Source organism: Paenisporosarcina antarctica (assembly GCF_004367585.1).
Lineage (GTDB): Bacteria > Bacillota > Bacilli > Bacillales_A > Planococcaceae > Paenisporosarcina > Paenisporosarcina antarctica.
On record NZ_CP038015.1, the window covers coordinates 3,097,838 to 3,111,812 of the forward strand.

General features: G+C 36.8%; 13 protein-coding genes. 5 read left to right on the plus strand and 8 right to left on the minus strand.

Annotation, left to right across the window (positions count from 1 at the left end; all coding sequences use genetic code 11):
- Positions 1-906: 906 nt before the first annotated feature.
- On the minus strand, positions 907-2,289 hold the full coding sequence (gene fumC / locus E2636_RS14890; protein ID WP_134210911.1) for a class II fumarate hydratase: 1,383 nt from the start codon (positions 2,287-2,289) through the stop codon (positions 907-909).
- Between the two features lie 125 nt (positions 2,290-2,414).
- On the opposite strand from fumC, the gene E2636_RS14895 reads away from it, so the two are divergent.
- A complete protein-coding gene (locus E2636_RS14895) occupies positions 2,415-3,377 on the plus strand; it encodes a calcium/sodium antiporter (RefSeq protein ID WP_134210912.1) in 963 nt (320 codons plus the stop codon).
- Between the two features lie 122 nt (positions 3,378-3,499).
- Here E2636_RS14895 and E2636_RS14900 read toward each other — a convergent pair whose 3' ends face one another.
- From E2636_RS14900 to E2636_RS14910, 3 genes are read right to left on the minus strand one after another with little or no spacing between them, the layout of a single operon-like run.
- Positions 3,500-4,234, minus strand: a complete 735-nt coding sequence (locus E2636_RS14900; RefSeq protein WP_134210913.1) for an amino acid ABC transporter ATP-binding protein — start codon at positions 4,232-4,234, stop codon at positions 3,500-3,502.
- A 31-nt stretch (positions 4,235-4,265) separates the two neighbouring features.
- A complete protein-coding gene (locus E2636_RS14905; protein WP_134210914.1) occupies positions 4,266-4,967 on the minus strand; it encodes an amino acid ABC transporter permease in 702 nt (233 codons plus the stop codon).
- On the minus strand, positions 4,954-5,778 hold the full coding sequence (locus tag E2636_RS14910) for an amino acid ABC transporter substrate-binding protein (protein WP_134210915.1): 825 nt from the start codon (positions 5,776-5,778) through the stop codon (positions 4,954-4,956). The genes E2636_RS14905 and E2636_RS14910 overlap by 14 nt, the downstream gene beginning before the upstream one ends.
- A gap of 270 nt (positions 5,779-6,048) precedes the next feature.
- Here E2636_RS14910 and pepF point away from each other — a divergent pair, with 270 nt between their 5' ends.
- A complete protein-coding gene (gene pepF / locus E2636_RS14915; RefSeq protein ID WP_134210916.1) occupies positions 6,049-7,869 on the plus strand; it encodes an oligoendopeptidase F in 1,821 nt (606 codons plus the stop codon).
- Between the two features lie 56 nt (positions 7,870-7,925).
- On the opposite strand, the gene E2636_RS14920 is transcribed toward pepF, so the two are convergent.
- Positions 7,926-8,879: a DMT family transporter gene (locus E2636_RS14920; protein ID WP_134210917.1), complete on the minus strand. Its 954-nt coding sequence runs from the start codon at positions 8,877-8,879 to the stop codon at positions 7,926-7,928.
- A gap of 184 nt (positions 8,880-9,063) precedes the next feature.
- Between E2636_RS14920 and E2636_RS14925 the strand changes: the two genes are divergently transcribed.
- A complete protein-coding gene (locus E2636_RS14925; protein ID WP_134210918.1) occupies positions 9,064-9,543 on the plus strand; it encodes an Lrp/AsnC family transcriptional regulator in 480 nt (159 codons plus the stop codon).
- Between the two features lie 146 nt (positions 9,544-9,689).
- On the opposite strand, the gene E2636_RS14930 is transcribed toward E2636_RS14925, so the two are convergent.
- Positions 9,690-10,316, minus strand: a complete 627-nt coding sequence (locus E2636_RS14930; RefSeq protein ID WP_134210919.1) for an AarF/UbiB family protein — start codon at positions 10,314-10,316, stop codon at positions 9,690-9,692.
- A gap of 306 nt (positions 10,317-10,622) precedes the next feature.
- Entirely contained in the window at positions 10,623-11,072 is a 450-nt protein-coding gene (locus E2636_RS14935) for a hypothetical protein (RefSeq protein ID WP_134210920.1), read from the minus strand.
- Between the two features lie 225 nt (positions 11,073-11,297).
- Between E2636_RS14935 and E2636_RS14940 the strand changes: the two genes are divergently transcribed.
- Entirely contained in the window at positions 11,298-12,317 is a 1,020-nt protein-coding gene (locus tag E2636_RS14940) for an EAL domain-containing protein (RefSeq protein WP_407670255.1), read from the plus strand.
- Positions 12,318-12,391: 74 nt separating this feature from the next.
- Here E2636_RS14940 and E2636_RS14945 read toward each other — a convergent pair whose 3' ends face one another.
- Positions 12,392-12,655 (minus strand): hypothetical protein, encoded by a 264-nt coding sequence (locus E2636_RS14945; RefSeq protein ID WP_134210922.1) that lies wholly within the window; start codon positions 12,653-12,655, stop codon positions 12,392-12,394.
- Positions 12,656-12,948: 293 nt separating this feature from the next.
- Here E2636_RS14945 and E2636_RS14950 point away from each other — a divergent pair, with 293 nt between their 5' ends.
- Positions 12,949-13,932 carry an NAD(P)/FAD-dependent oxidoreductase gene (locus E2636_RS14950; protein ID WP_134210923.1) on the plus strand — a complete coding sequence of 328 codons (984 nt, stop codon included), beginning with the start codon at positions 12,949-12,951 and terminating at the stop codon, positions 13,930-13,932.
- Positions 13,933-13,975 lie beyond the last annotated feature (43 nt).

A 13,975-nucleotide genomic window follows, 5' to 3' on the forward strand; every position in this document is an offset into this window, starting at 1 on the left:
TTCCGTGAGGCGTGCTGTGAGCCTCCTCGTCGCCAAAACCGTGCTCCTGTGGGGTCTCACCTGTCACGCTAATCCCACCAGAGTCGCCGCTCTGCACGGAAGTCAGCTAAGAGAATATAGTAAACATAAGTTCAAATAGATATAGAAGACAAGTGAGACTCCCTGTAGAATAAAAGTCGACCAAAACCATAATCCAGGAGGGAACTCATTTTTTACATTCTAATCGTATTAAATCTTTACTCGATATTTAAGACCCAAACATTACTTTTGAAGAAAACTTCATAAAAGAAGGGACTTACCTACAACTGTTCCACGCTTGATTAACCAAGCTGCGAAACAAAGCAAACAAAAACAATTACGCTCAAAAGCAGCTTAATCCTACTTTTAAGCATTTCACTGGATCAGGCAATCCATTATATTCTTATCTAATTTTAACGTGCAATTTTAGTTGCTTGGAGTGCAAGATGGCGAGAAAACATATGCTCCTGCGGTTACTCGTCGCAAAGATATTGGACGAATGGCAGTTCGTCCAATATCTTTCCAGCGGGAAAAGCGCGAGCTGAAGACCCCACAGAAGCGTGTTTTTCGCGACGAGGAGGCTGAAGCCGTGCCCGCGGAAAGCGTCCATCTGTTTCTGCATCGCTACGCTAGCTTCGAAACATGAAAGTGCGCTGGAACGGAAAGCAACGGGATACTTGAAAAACTACATAAAAAAATGCCGTAAAAAAGCTGTTTTAGTGACTTTTTAGACAGTCCCGCGACAAATAAATAAATCTATTATAGCCGACTAAAATTCCACACCAACGTCATTTGACAAAGAACCCTAATTTCCCCACCTAATAATTTAGGTTAAACTATTTTTGTTTTGGTTATAAGCTAAAATCACCTAAAATTTCCAATGCGAGTTTATTTAATCATTTTTGAAGGATCGACTATACGGTCGAAATCTTCTTCTGTTATCAATCCACTTTGAAGTGCGGACTGCTTTAATGTTGTTCCATTTTCATGTGCTTGCTTAGCAATTTTCGCTGCATTTTCATAACCGATATGTGGGTTTAATGCAGTCACCAGCATTAACGAATTACTGACGTTATGTGAAAGTTTCTCCATATTTGGTTTTATCCCACTAACGCAATGATCATGGAAGCTTCGCACACTGTCACTTAGTAAACGTACTGATTGTATAAAGTTATAAATAATAACCGGCTTAAAAACATTCAGTTCGAAGTTTCCTTGGCTTGCCGCAAATCCGATTGTCGCATCATTGCCCACGACTTGTGTCGCAACCATCGTTATCGCTTCACTTTGTGTTGGATTGACCTTTCCTGGCATAATGGAGCTACCAGGCTCATTTGCAGGTATCGTAATTTCTCCAATCCCACTTCTAGGTCCACTCGCTAACCAACGAACGTCATTTGCAATCTTCATCATATTAGCAGCCAATGCTTTCAGTGCACCGTGCGAATACACTAATTGATCGTGGCTCGTAAGCGCATGAAATTTATTCTCCGAAGACACAAACGTAAAGCCAGTTTCAGCACTCACTTCAGTAGCTACACGTATACCAAACTCTGCATGAGCATTAATACCAGTACCAACAGCTGTCCCACCAATGGCAAGTTCGGCCACGTGAATAAGGCTTTCGCGAATCATCTCTTCACTTTTAACCACCATATGGTTCCAACCACTGATTTCTTGCCCTAACGTTAATGGTGTGGCATCTTGCAAATGTGTTCGACCTATTTTAATAATGTCCTTAAATTCCTCTTCTTGATTACTAAATGTATTTCGAAGACGTGTTAGCTCTGGCAACAACAGTGTCTGAACAACTTTTACAGCCGCAATATGCATGGCTGTAGGGAAAGTGTCATTTGAACTTTGGGATTTATTCACATCATCATTTGGATGAAGTCTCTCGTCACTTCCATCGTCTTTCAACAATTGATTTCCGCGATACGCAATTACTTCATTCACATTCATATTTGATTGTGTACCACTTCCCGTTTGCCAAACGACTAACGGAAAGTGGTCATCCCATTTCCCATGTTGAATTTCATTAGCCACACGTGAAATCGCCAGCATTTTTATCTCGCTTAAATTGCCTAATTCATGATTCACTTTCGCACATGCTTTCTTCAAAACAGCAAATGCATGAATTAATTCTATAGGCATCAATTCAGTACCAATTACAAAATTTTCTTTACTACGTTGTGTTTGTGCACCCCACATTTTATCAGCAGGTACTTGAATTTCACCTATGGAATCGTGCTCTACTCGAAAATTGTTCATAATAGAAACTCCTCCTTCCTCAGTAGTTTAAGCAATAATTGACTCTTGATTCAAATCAAACAGCTTATCAATGGCATAATGGACTAACAATTTGATAACATTAAATAAAAAAAGTAGGTTTTATGATGACATATCTATTATTAATAGTTGGTTTTGCTTTACTTATCATAGGGGCCGACTATTTTGTGAAGGGCGCTTCAAATATTTCGGCGATCCTTCGTGTACCACCTATCCTTGTTGGTCTGACCATCGTGTCTTTCGGAACAAGTTCTCCTGAGGCGACGGTCAGTATTATTGCTGCGTTGAATGGCAACGATGATGTGTCACTTGGAAACGTGATGGGAAGTAATATGTTTAATACGCTCTTTGTTTTAGGTATGACTGCAATTATTGCACCCCTAGTTGTAAAAAGCCAAACGATTCGGAAAGAAATTCCGTTCTCATTCCTGGCCGGCATTACTTTACTCGTGTTAATGGCCGACACCTTTTTACAAAACTTTACTTCGAACCTTTTGACTCGCAGTGATGGCATTATTCTTTTATTAATCTTCGCGGTCTTTCTTTATTATGTTTACGAACTTGCACGAAAAAGCAGAAATGATGTGGAAGAGATACAACCTCACATAGCTGAAAAAGATAAAAGTTGGTTCAAAAATGGAACTTTCACTTTAGCTGGTCTTGCAGCGATTGTATTTGGAGGAGATTTAGTCGTTAAAAATAGTACAGACATCGCCCTTTCTCTTGGTATGAGCGAAGCCCTTGTTGGCTTAACGATTGTGGCAGTTGGTACATCTTTGCCTGAGCTTGTCACATCCATTATTGCTGCCTTAAAAAAGGAGAGTGAAATTGCGCTAGGTAATATTATCGGTAGTAACATATTCAATATTCTTTTTGTGTTGGGGGCATCTGCCACCATTTCTCCAATCGGAGTGAACAGCGCTTTGTTTACAGACATGATTATTCTAATTGCCTTTACCGTGATTGTATTAATTTTCGCTCTAACTCATTTTACAATCGGAAAACGAGAAGGATTATTCCTAGCTCTTTCCTACATTGTGTATATGGTCTATATCATCCTTCGCAACTAAATATGTGAGATTTGGTCAAAGCACTTTTACTACTGATAATCTAACCGCTATGCTTCCTACATATACAAAAAAGCGATTGTTCTCTATGAACAATCGCTTTTTTCTTTATTAAATTGAATTTCCTATTGAATCAAGTTTAAGAATTGTCTTGTACGTTCTTCTTTCGGCTGTGTAAACATATCACTAGGGTTACTGCGTTCGATAATTTTACCTTGGTCCATAAAGATAACTTCGTCAGCTACGTCCTTGGCAAATCGCATTTCGTGTGTGACAACGATCATCGTAATACCTTCGCCAGCTAAGTCTTTCATAACTTGCAACACTTCTCCTACAAGCTCCGGGTCTAATGCAGAAGTTGGTTCATCAAATAACATCACTTTCGGTTCCAATGCTAGCGCTCTCGCGATTCCGACACGTTGCTGTTGCCCACCAGACAATTGATGAGGGAAAAAATCATGCTTGTCACCAAGCCCCACTTTATTTAACAACTCCTGAGCTTTCTTTAAGGCTTCAGCTTTTGGCGTCTTCTTCACGATAATCGGACCTTCCATGACATTTTGAAGAGCGGTCATATGAGGAAATAGATTATAGTGTTGAAAAACCATTGCAGACTGTCTTCTTAGTAAATCTACTTTTCTTTTACCTACTGCTTTAGAGAAATCAGCTGTTTGATCATCAATTTTAATGCTACCTGATGTTGGAACTTCTAATATGTTCAAACATCGTAGTAACGTCGTTTTGCCTGATCCAGAAGGACCAATGACTACAATTACTTGGCCTTTGTTGACTTGTAAATCAATACCTTTTAATACTTCAAGATCCCCAAATTGTTTGTGTAATCCGTTTATTGAAATCATCTGATGCTCCTTTCTTCTTCATCCATTTATATTATCTCGATACATAGCGATCGAAACGATGTTCCAATCGACCTTGGATAAGCGAAAGGAAGAAACAAATAATCCAATAAATAATGGCTACCTCCGTATACAAAAGTAAAAATTCATAGTTAGTAGCTGCAATTTCTTGTGCCCGTCTAAACATCTCCGTCACAAGTATTAAGGAAGCCAAAGATGTATCTTTCACTAAACTAATGAATGTATTTGATAGAGGAGGAATAGAAACCCGTGTCGCTTGCGGTAAAATAACGCGTCGCAACGATTGAGAATATGACATCCCAATCATATGTGCAGCTTCCCACTGCCCTTTTGGAATGGATAAAATAGCTGCACGAATAACTTCAGAAGCGTAAGCCCCTACGTTTAATGAAAAGCCAATAACAGCCGCAGGAAATGGATCAATAACAATTCCAACTGATGGCAACCCATAAAACAGAATAAATAGTTGAACTAACAACGGTGTACCACGAATCGCAGAAACATAAAATCGTGCAATCCATTGCAAAGGTTTAACTGTTGATATTCTGGCAATAGCTGTGAGTACAGCTAATATAAGTCCCAAAACGAAAGTAATAAGTGATAAAGGAAGCGTATATACAAGAGCACCCTCCAGCAATGGCAGGAGGGATGATTGTGCGATATCTAAGTACCGCTCCATCTTTTCAGGATCGATGGAGAAATTATTCCAAAACATTTTCGCCGAACCATTTATCTGAAATTTTATCGTATGTGCCGTCTTCAATCATTTCGTTTAACGCTTCATTTACTGCTTCTACTAATGTTTCGTTCCCTTTATTAAACATCAACCCACTTTGTGCTGCATCGTTAGCTTCGTCGACAATTTGGATGTCTGCATCTGGTTTTTGTTTTAAGAAATCTAAAACTGATAAATTATCATTAATCGTTACATCTACGCGTTTTGAGTTTAACAATTCGATTGCTTGATTAAATCCATCAACCCCTACTAATTCAGCACCATTTGATTTAGCTATTTCAGCATAGTTACTTGTCAAGGATTGTGCTGATTTTAAACCTTCAATATCTTCGAAGCTTTTTACATCTGCATTATCTGCATGTGTTACTAAAACAGCTACAGATGAAATATATGGGTCAGAGAAATCATATTTCTCCATACGTTCTTCATTAATACCTACTTGGTTGGAAATCATATCAAACCGTTTTGAGTCGAGTCCCGCAAACATTGCATCCCATTGCGTTTCCATAAATTTAGCTTCAACGCCTAATCGTGATGCAATTTCTTCAGCAATTTCAACGTCAAAACCAGTTAATTTACCAGTTTTATCATGGAAAGTAAATGGCGGGTACGTTCCTTCTGTACCGATTACTAATTCCCCGTCCTCTTGAACTTTAGCTAATAAATCACTTTCTGTAGCCCCTGTATTGTTGTCATCTTTTGTTGCCTTATCTTCTTTTGCAGCTCCACAAGCTGATAACACGAACACAGCTGTAAGTAGCAATAATAGTAAATAACTAATTTTTTTCACTTTCATTCCTCCTAATTCAGATAAACTTACTTGGTATTGATAATCTTATAGTATTGATAACCGTCCGTCAAAATAAATAGCTCCAACTATTAATACCCGAATAATTTAGAATTATCACATTTTTATAAAACCTGTATAAACACACATTCCCTTTCCTTGCTTTAAAATGGAATAAAACCCCTTTACTAATTGTTAAAAAGAGTGAATTTTTCAATAAATATAGCTATACTTATTAATAGTTCGATATCCGTTATAAAGAGGAGAGATATTATGGTTCAAAGTTTACCTACGCGTTCACAAGTTAATACAGATGAAACGTGGAATTTACAAGATTTATTTATATCAGAAGAAGCATATCAAGCTGCTCTTGTAAATCTTGAAAAAGTAGTGGATTCTTTCTACAATCAATTTAGAGGCAATATTAAAAATGCTCAAGCTGCTGAAAATGTGCTTATACAATATGCAAAAATATATGAAAAATTTGTTCCCGTGGGTACTTATGCAAGTCTTGCATACAGCACGGACCAAACAGATAGCGATGCGCAAATGCGCTCAGCAAAATTTGGGTCAGTAGCAGCAAATTTAAGCAGTAAGTTATCGTTTGTGGATAGCGAACTACTAGAATTACCAGTAGAAGTGTTAGAAGCTGCAATGAAAAACTCGAGAGAATTTGGTTTTTACTTACAAAAATTGATTCGCCGCAAGCCTCATCAGCTTCATCCTGAGGTCGAAAAAACATTAGCCGCTTACTCTTCTTCATTCGCAGGTCCTTATGAATTGTATAACACAACCAAAATGGTTGATTTATCATTTGAAGATTTTGAAGTAAACGGTAAGAAATACCCGTTAAGCTATGTGTTATTTGAAGGCGACTGGGAAGCAGAAATAGATACTGATGTACGTCGAGAAGCATTCAAAGCATTCTCTAATCAATTGAAAAACTACCAACATACAACAGCAAAAACCTATGATATGAAATTACAAATCGAAAAGACTACTGCCGACTTACGTGGTTTTGATAACATTTTCGATTCTTTATTGTTTGGTCAAGAAGTCGATCAATCATTATATAATCGTCAAATTGATTTAATCATGAGCGAACTTGCTCCACATATGCGTAAATATGCAAAACTTCTTCAAGGCGTTCACGGCTTAGAGGAAATGACATTTGCAGATTTAAAAATCCCTTTAGATCCTTCATATGAACCAAAGATTTCAGTTGAAGAATCAAAAAAATACATGAACGATGCACTTGCGATTATGGGTGACGACTATTTAAATATGGTCAACCGTGCATTTGATGAACGTTGGATTGACTTCGCACAAAATAACGGCAAATCTACGGGTGCTTTTTGTTCAAGTCCATATGGCGCACACCCTTATATTTTGATTTCATGGTCAAGCCGTATGAATGAAGTGTTTGTATTAGCACATGAACTTGGACATGCAGGTCATTTCTATAATGCCCATAAAAAACAAAATGTCTTTAATTCTCGCCCATCGTTATACTTTATCGAGGCTCCGTCTACGATGAATGAAATGTTAATGGCGAACCACTTACTTAAAAACTCGGAAGATCCTAAATTTAAGCGTTGGGTCATCTCTTCAATCGTAGCTCGCACGTATTATCATAATTTCGTGACACATTTACTCGAAGCCGCGTACCAACGTCAAGTTTACGAAAGAGTCAATGCTGGTCATAACGTCAATGCAGGCATTTTAAATGACATCAAACGTGGTGTCTTAGAAGAATTCTGGGGAGATGCTGTCGAAATCACACCAGGCGCAGAATTGACTTGGATGCGTCAACCTCATTACTACATGGGTTTATATCCTTACACATATAGTGCAGGGTTAACGATTTCAACTCAAGTATCAAAACGCATATTAAAAGAAGGCGAACCTGCAGTAGCTCAGTGGTTAGAAGTTCTTCAAGCAGGCGGAACTAAGTCACCAGTTGAACTTGCTCAAATGGCAGGCGTCGATATCACAACTGAACAACCGCTTCGCGACACAATTGCTTACATTGGTGAACTAGTTGATGAATTAGTGAAATTGACTGCAGAAATTGATGCAATAGCAACGAAATAATATAAAACTAAACGAACCTCAGTCACGCTATATGACTGAGGTTCGTATACTTCTTCTCATATTTTTAATTGCTCACTTACTAAAGGAACAGGAAGATTCTTATTTCTATGTATTCTAGGTAAAGTCAGGAACGATTTAGGCTTCTGTTTAAAGTAAGTAAACAAAAAGCTTCCAGCAATTACAACCAGACTTCCTACACCTTGAATCCAAGTCATTTTCTCCCCTAACCATATAAAAGCAATAATTGCAGTGAAAATAGGATTGAAATTCAAGAAAATCCCTGAAGTCGTTGCACCCAATTTTTGGACGCCGATGTTCCATAACAACATACATACTACCGTCGATACTACTCCAGTATATAAAATTGATTGCACAAATGAAGCATCCACGTTTGTAATGGTAAAATCACGCACATTAAATGGAATTAACACAATCACTCCGAAAACCCCAGAATATAGCGTCGCCTTTAATGGCGTCGTTTCTTTCATTGCCCACTTACTAAAGACCGAATACAATCCAAACACACACACTGCTGCAAGCATCAATAAGTCCCCTTTATTAAACCCAATTGAAAACAGTAATTTGATTTGTCCATTAGAAAGAACTAAAAGTACACCTGTAAATGAAATCAACATTGAACCTAACTGCAAAGCATTAATTTTCTCTTTTATAAACAGGAACGAAAACAGCGCAATTGAAAACATATTTAACGTTGAAATCAACCCAACATTGGTTGCTGACGTGAAGTCTAACGCAAGAAATTGAAATATATTAAATAACACAACCCCCGTTATCCCCATTAATATTAATGGAATGACGGCTTTTCTTGAAGGCAGTAGGCTTTTTTCCTTCCACCAAACAATTGGAATAAGACAAATAACTGCAATCAACCATCTTAATGTTGTTAACGTCACAGGAGAAGCGTGCTCCACTAAAGATTTTCCAACAACAAAGTTTCCTCCCCATAACAAACTTGTAAATAACAATAAAAGATAATATATATATGGCATGTCATCCAACTCCTTCAATACGATAAACTAATTTTATCATTGAAGTTGAATTCACCACACATTATTTCGTGATTCACATTGATTTCAAAACAATTGAAAGTATATAATTAAAATAACTTATTTTATTCTGTTTCAACAAATTATAAGTAGGTTATTTGGAATAAACATGAAAGGGACTACCTATATGGAACCACTAACTAGTAAATTGCTCGATACAATTGACCTTCAAATTCTCGATATTTTGCAAAGACAAGCGAATATCAGCAATGCCGAACTTGGACGACGTGTTAATTTATCTCCACCTGCCACACATGCACGCATTAAACGACTAGAAACTGAAGGATTCATCATAAGACAAGTCGCAATTCTGGATCAACAGAAATTAGGTTTTGACCTCTTATGCTATATTTTCATTAGCACAGATATTCACCAAGCTGAACAACTAGAAATACTAGAAAATAACTTAGAAACCATGTCAGAAGTGTTGGAATGCCAGTGTCTAACAGGGGAATATGATTACTTATTAAAAGTAGCGAACAAAAATCGTCGGGAACTTCAAGAATTTATTAGGAAACTTAATAAACTAGGCATTTCACGCATACAAACAAGCCTTGCTCTGCGTGAAATTAAACACACCACAGTCTTGCCAATCCTAAGTTCCTAACCTCTTGGTTAACTAGAGAATCGACTTTTTTTATCTACAGAAAAAAGCGGCAGTTGTTAAAATAACTGCCGCTCCTGCATTATGCATATTTAATAAATTTGCACTTCGGTATGAATCATACCTCGTTAATAGCACTTTACTTTACTCTAACCCATTTTAGAAGATGATAAATAACTGGGTAGCAAGTGTTTTTTATATAAAAAAGCCATGATATTCAACATAGTAGTTGGTATTTTCTTTGGAAAAAACCGTTTGAGATATAGTTGATGGTAAACTAATTTAAGATCATGCCACTGGGTACAATCTTTCGTTTGCCTAAAACGAGCTACATCAATAAGCTTTATCTCTTGATTAGGTGTAATAATAATATTTCTCAAGTGAATATCAGAAGGATTTAATCCTCTATTGGAAGCTGTTAATAACGCGGCATCAATTTCATTAATATGATCTGTCGTTATGGATACTCCATGATTTATGCACTCATAAAGAGTTCTTCCCTCAATAAAGTCCATTACAATATAATTCTGACCCGACTCATAGATCGTTGGAAAATAGGAAATATTTTGTAGCGTATGATAAATTTCAGCCTCTTCTTTTGCAACATGAGTAAAATCAGGGAAAAAGATCTTAATTGCTTTATTTGAAAACTTAATTCGAAAGGCAAATGCACTTCTTCCTGTCCCTACAAGTTCTAACGAATCATCATAATTAAGAAGTCGATTTTTCTTGGTGGAAATAATCACTGTATTTGCAAGCTCTTGATAAGTCTTCAAGCTTAAACCTCCTTCTAAATTATAATAAATTTAAAGAGACGTTATAACCAACAAATGGTTACAACGTCTCTTTTAAAATAAAAGACCTTACCAAATAATTGGTAAGGTCTCGCAAACAACTACTGTTGCCAACAAAACCGAGGATTGTGATCCTGTATTGACGATTTTGCTGTATAGCTACTCCCCTTATCGGAAGTTACGTATTTAATTTATTAGGTATAGTATAAATATTAAAGATTAATCCGTCAATTTATTGTGCTCACAATATGCTTTTTAATACATCATATCTTGTTTAATCGCTGTATTCTATGTTTGATCTGAGCCCCCTAAAAAATCCATTACTCCAATTGCAACAGCGCCAATTGCCACGGTCGTTACAATTCCTTTTAAACCGCTTTTCATTCGCTCATTATCTTGATCTACATACCCCGTGTAAATATCTTTTCCATTTTCTACGGTCATTTTGGCAGTAGACATAACTCCTTTAGCCGTTTTGTTAACAGCATCACTTAAATCATTCTTACCTTCTTCACTTTTCACTGAATCCTTTGTTACATAACCCACAGACGTGTTTACTACACCATCAGCCACTTGTCCTACTGTGTCCCCCGCAAACTTACTTGTTTGATTTACACCTTTTCCAATTGAAGAAATCGTGTCGCTATTTGTCATATGTCCTAAAAATTCAATTGGTTTTCCTAGTACCCAACCGGTAGCTTCCCCAGCAATTTTTCCTACGTCTCTAAACATTGCCATCTTTACACCTCATTCTATAGAATTTTCTTTGATTAAACATTTCTAACTTGCTTTGAATCTACTTTTCGTTTGTGTTCATTCCTTAAGTAGTATTCGATACTATTGATCAATGTTCCTTTTAAAAGGAAATAATTCATATTTAAACCCCCAAAAACGTTCATGCATTATTGCGGAAACCGGAATTTATTGTGATACTAAAGTTAACTAATTACTAATTGGACTGAGGTGTTTTTTTTGAATAGTTGCATTCACTGCGGAATTTCATTTGACTTTTATCAAGAAGGATTTATATTCATTGAATCCAAACAGATTCAACAACATATAACAAGTGCATATCAATTAATGAATGATTATGTCGCTTTCGCTCCATATTCCTCATTAGACATGGTTGAAGACGAATTAATAAGACTTAACCACTCAACTGACGTAAAAATGGGACTGTCTCGTACGAAACGACTTGAGAAAGTCATTGATATACAAACATTTAAACTACGTTTTTATGAAAAAGATACTGTCAACTTTATTCAACATGGACAAATGGTTAGCCATTTACAACCAATTATTAATTTACACTCAAATGAAGTGTATGGGTACGAATCCTTACTGAGAACAAAAGACTCAGATGTGACATTTTCACCTATGAAATTATTTGATATTGCAGCTAAAACTGGTCTTCATTCTTTGCTCGATCAACGTGCTCGTGAAGAAGCAATAAAAGTGCGTCAAGGTAACGTTCCTGTTGGCACAAAAAGCTTTATAAATTTCTTACCTTCTACCATTTATAATCCAGATTTCTGCTTACAACATACATTTAAACTAGTAGAAAAATATCAAGTAAACCCGGAAGACTTAGTTTTCGAAGTAGTAGAAACCGAAAAGATTATTGACGTAGGACATTTAAAAAAAGTCTTAGATCGTTACAAAAAAGAAGGAATGAAAGTTGCATTAGACGATGTTGGATCTGGATTCTCAACCCTAGATATGTTGGAATTACTCAGACCAGATTATGTGAAAATCGATCGTTCTTACATTTCCAATTGCGATCAAGATCAAAGCAAACTAGCCTTCTTAAATGAAGCGAATGAGCGTGCACATGCACTTGGAATTATTACACTTGCAGAAGGAATCGAGAGAATCGAAGAAGCGCAAGTTTGTGAAAGTTTAGGCTATGATTTAGGACAAGGTTACCTCTTCGGAAAACCTTCAAAGACGACAAAATCGTCCGTCACAGTCACGTCTCCATAATCACGTGTTAGAAAATAGGTAAACCCGAACTTCACAATTCATTGAAGTTCGGGTTTACTCAAAATTAAAAGCATTTAATTAAAATTACGGCCTTGTTTATTGGCAATATCATTAGTTAAATCATTTAAATGTTGCTCGTTTTCATTTTCATTCGATTGATTGTTTAAATCTTTCTCAACCTGATAATCCTGCTGTTGATTATTAAGACTTTGTTCTGGACGATTATCATGCATTTTTTGATTTTGTTTCAATTCTTTTTCATTTTCTTCTCGCTGTTTCTGACGCTTTTCTACTTTCGTATGCTCTGACTCAATTTCAGGTTTTTGGAATTCACTCATTATTCATTTCCTCCTTAAGATTTGTTTTCCTTATTTGTATTATTCCCTTAAGGGCATTGAACAAACATAAAATATTTTTAAAACTATGGATTTAACATCAATATCAAGTTATGCATTCAATAAACGCTAAAATCCCATTAATTCACATAACGCTTAAAAACGTATGTCATATGTGACAACTTTTTCACTTTCAACTACACCTTTCGACTGAATTATGTCCAAATTTGCTTACATATACCTTGAAAGTGGTAGAATCAATTTAGACAATACAAGGACAAAGGGGCTCGATTCACATGAAAATTTATGATCTTACTATAGTAGGGGCAGGACCAGTTGGATTATTCACCGCTTTTTACGGTGGTATGCGTCAAATGTCAGTTAAAATAATCGAAAGTTTACCAAATGTCGGGGGGCAGTTAACTGCTCTCTACCCTGAAAAATACATTTATGATATTGCTGGATTTCCAAAAGTAAGAGCAAAAGATTTAGTCGATAATTTATCAGAACAACTTTCCATTTTTTCACCTACCATCATAACTGGTGAATCTGTGGAGGACATGACTCGCTTAGAAGACGGAACATGGAAACTAACCACTGAAGCAGGTTCTCACCTTACAAAAACAGTTATATTCACAACAGGAAATGGTGCATTCGAACCAAAACGCTTAGAACTTAAGGAAGCAACTAAATACGAAAGCACTCAACTTCATTACTTTGTTAATGATATGGGAACATTCGCCGGGAAAGATGTAGTGTTATTTGGGGGCGGCGATTCAGCTGTCGACTGGGCACTTATGCTCGAACCAATCGCTAACTCAGTCACGCTTGTTCATCGAAGAGATTCGTTCCGCGCGCATGAGCACAGTATAGAGTTGCTTCATCAATCTTCGGTCATTGTCAAAACACCTTATGTTGTTGACCATTTTGAACCTGAAGGGGACACTTTTACACATATCGCAGTGAGAAAATCAGACGGAGAAGTCGAATTACTCAAGGCAGATCATGTCATCGTAAACTACGGTTTCCGTTCACATATCGGCAACATGAAAAATTGGGGCATGGATATGGAACGCCAAGCGATTCAGGTTAATTCTCAAATGGAAACGACACTTCCTGGCGTTTATGCTGTCGGTGATAGCAATATCTACAAAGGTAAAGTTAAACTTATCGCTTGTGGATTTGGTGAAGCACCTATCGCCATTAATGCTGCGAAACACTTTGTCGATCCAGAAACGAAAAACCATGTGAAGCACTCGACAGACTTGTTTTCACATTAAAAATTAACGTAAGTCAAAACAAAAAGAGTTGAGGAATTCTCTA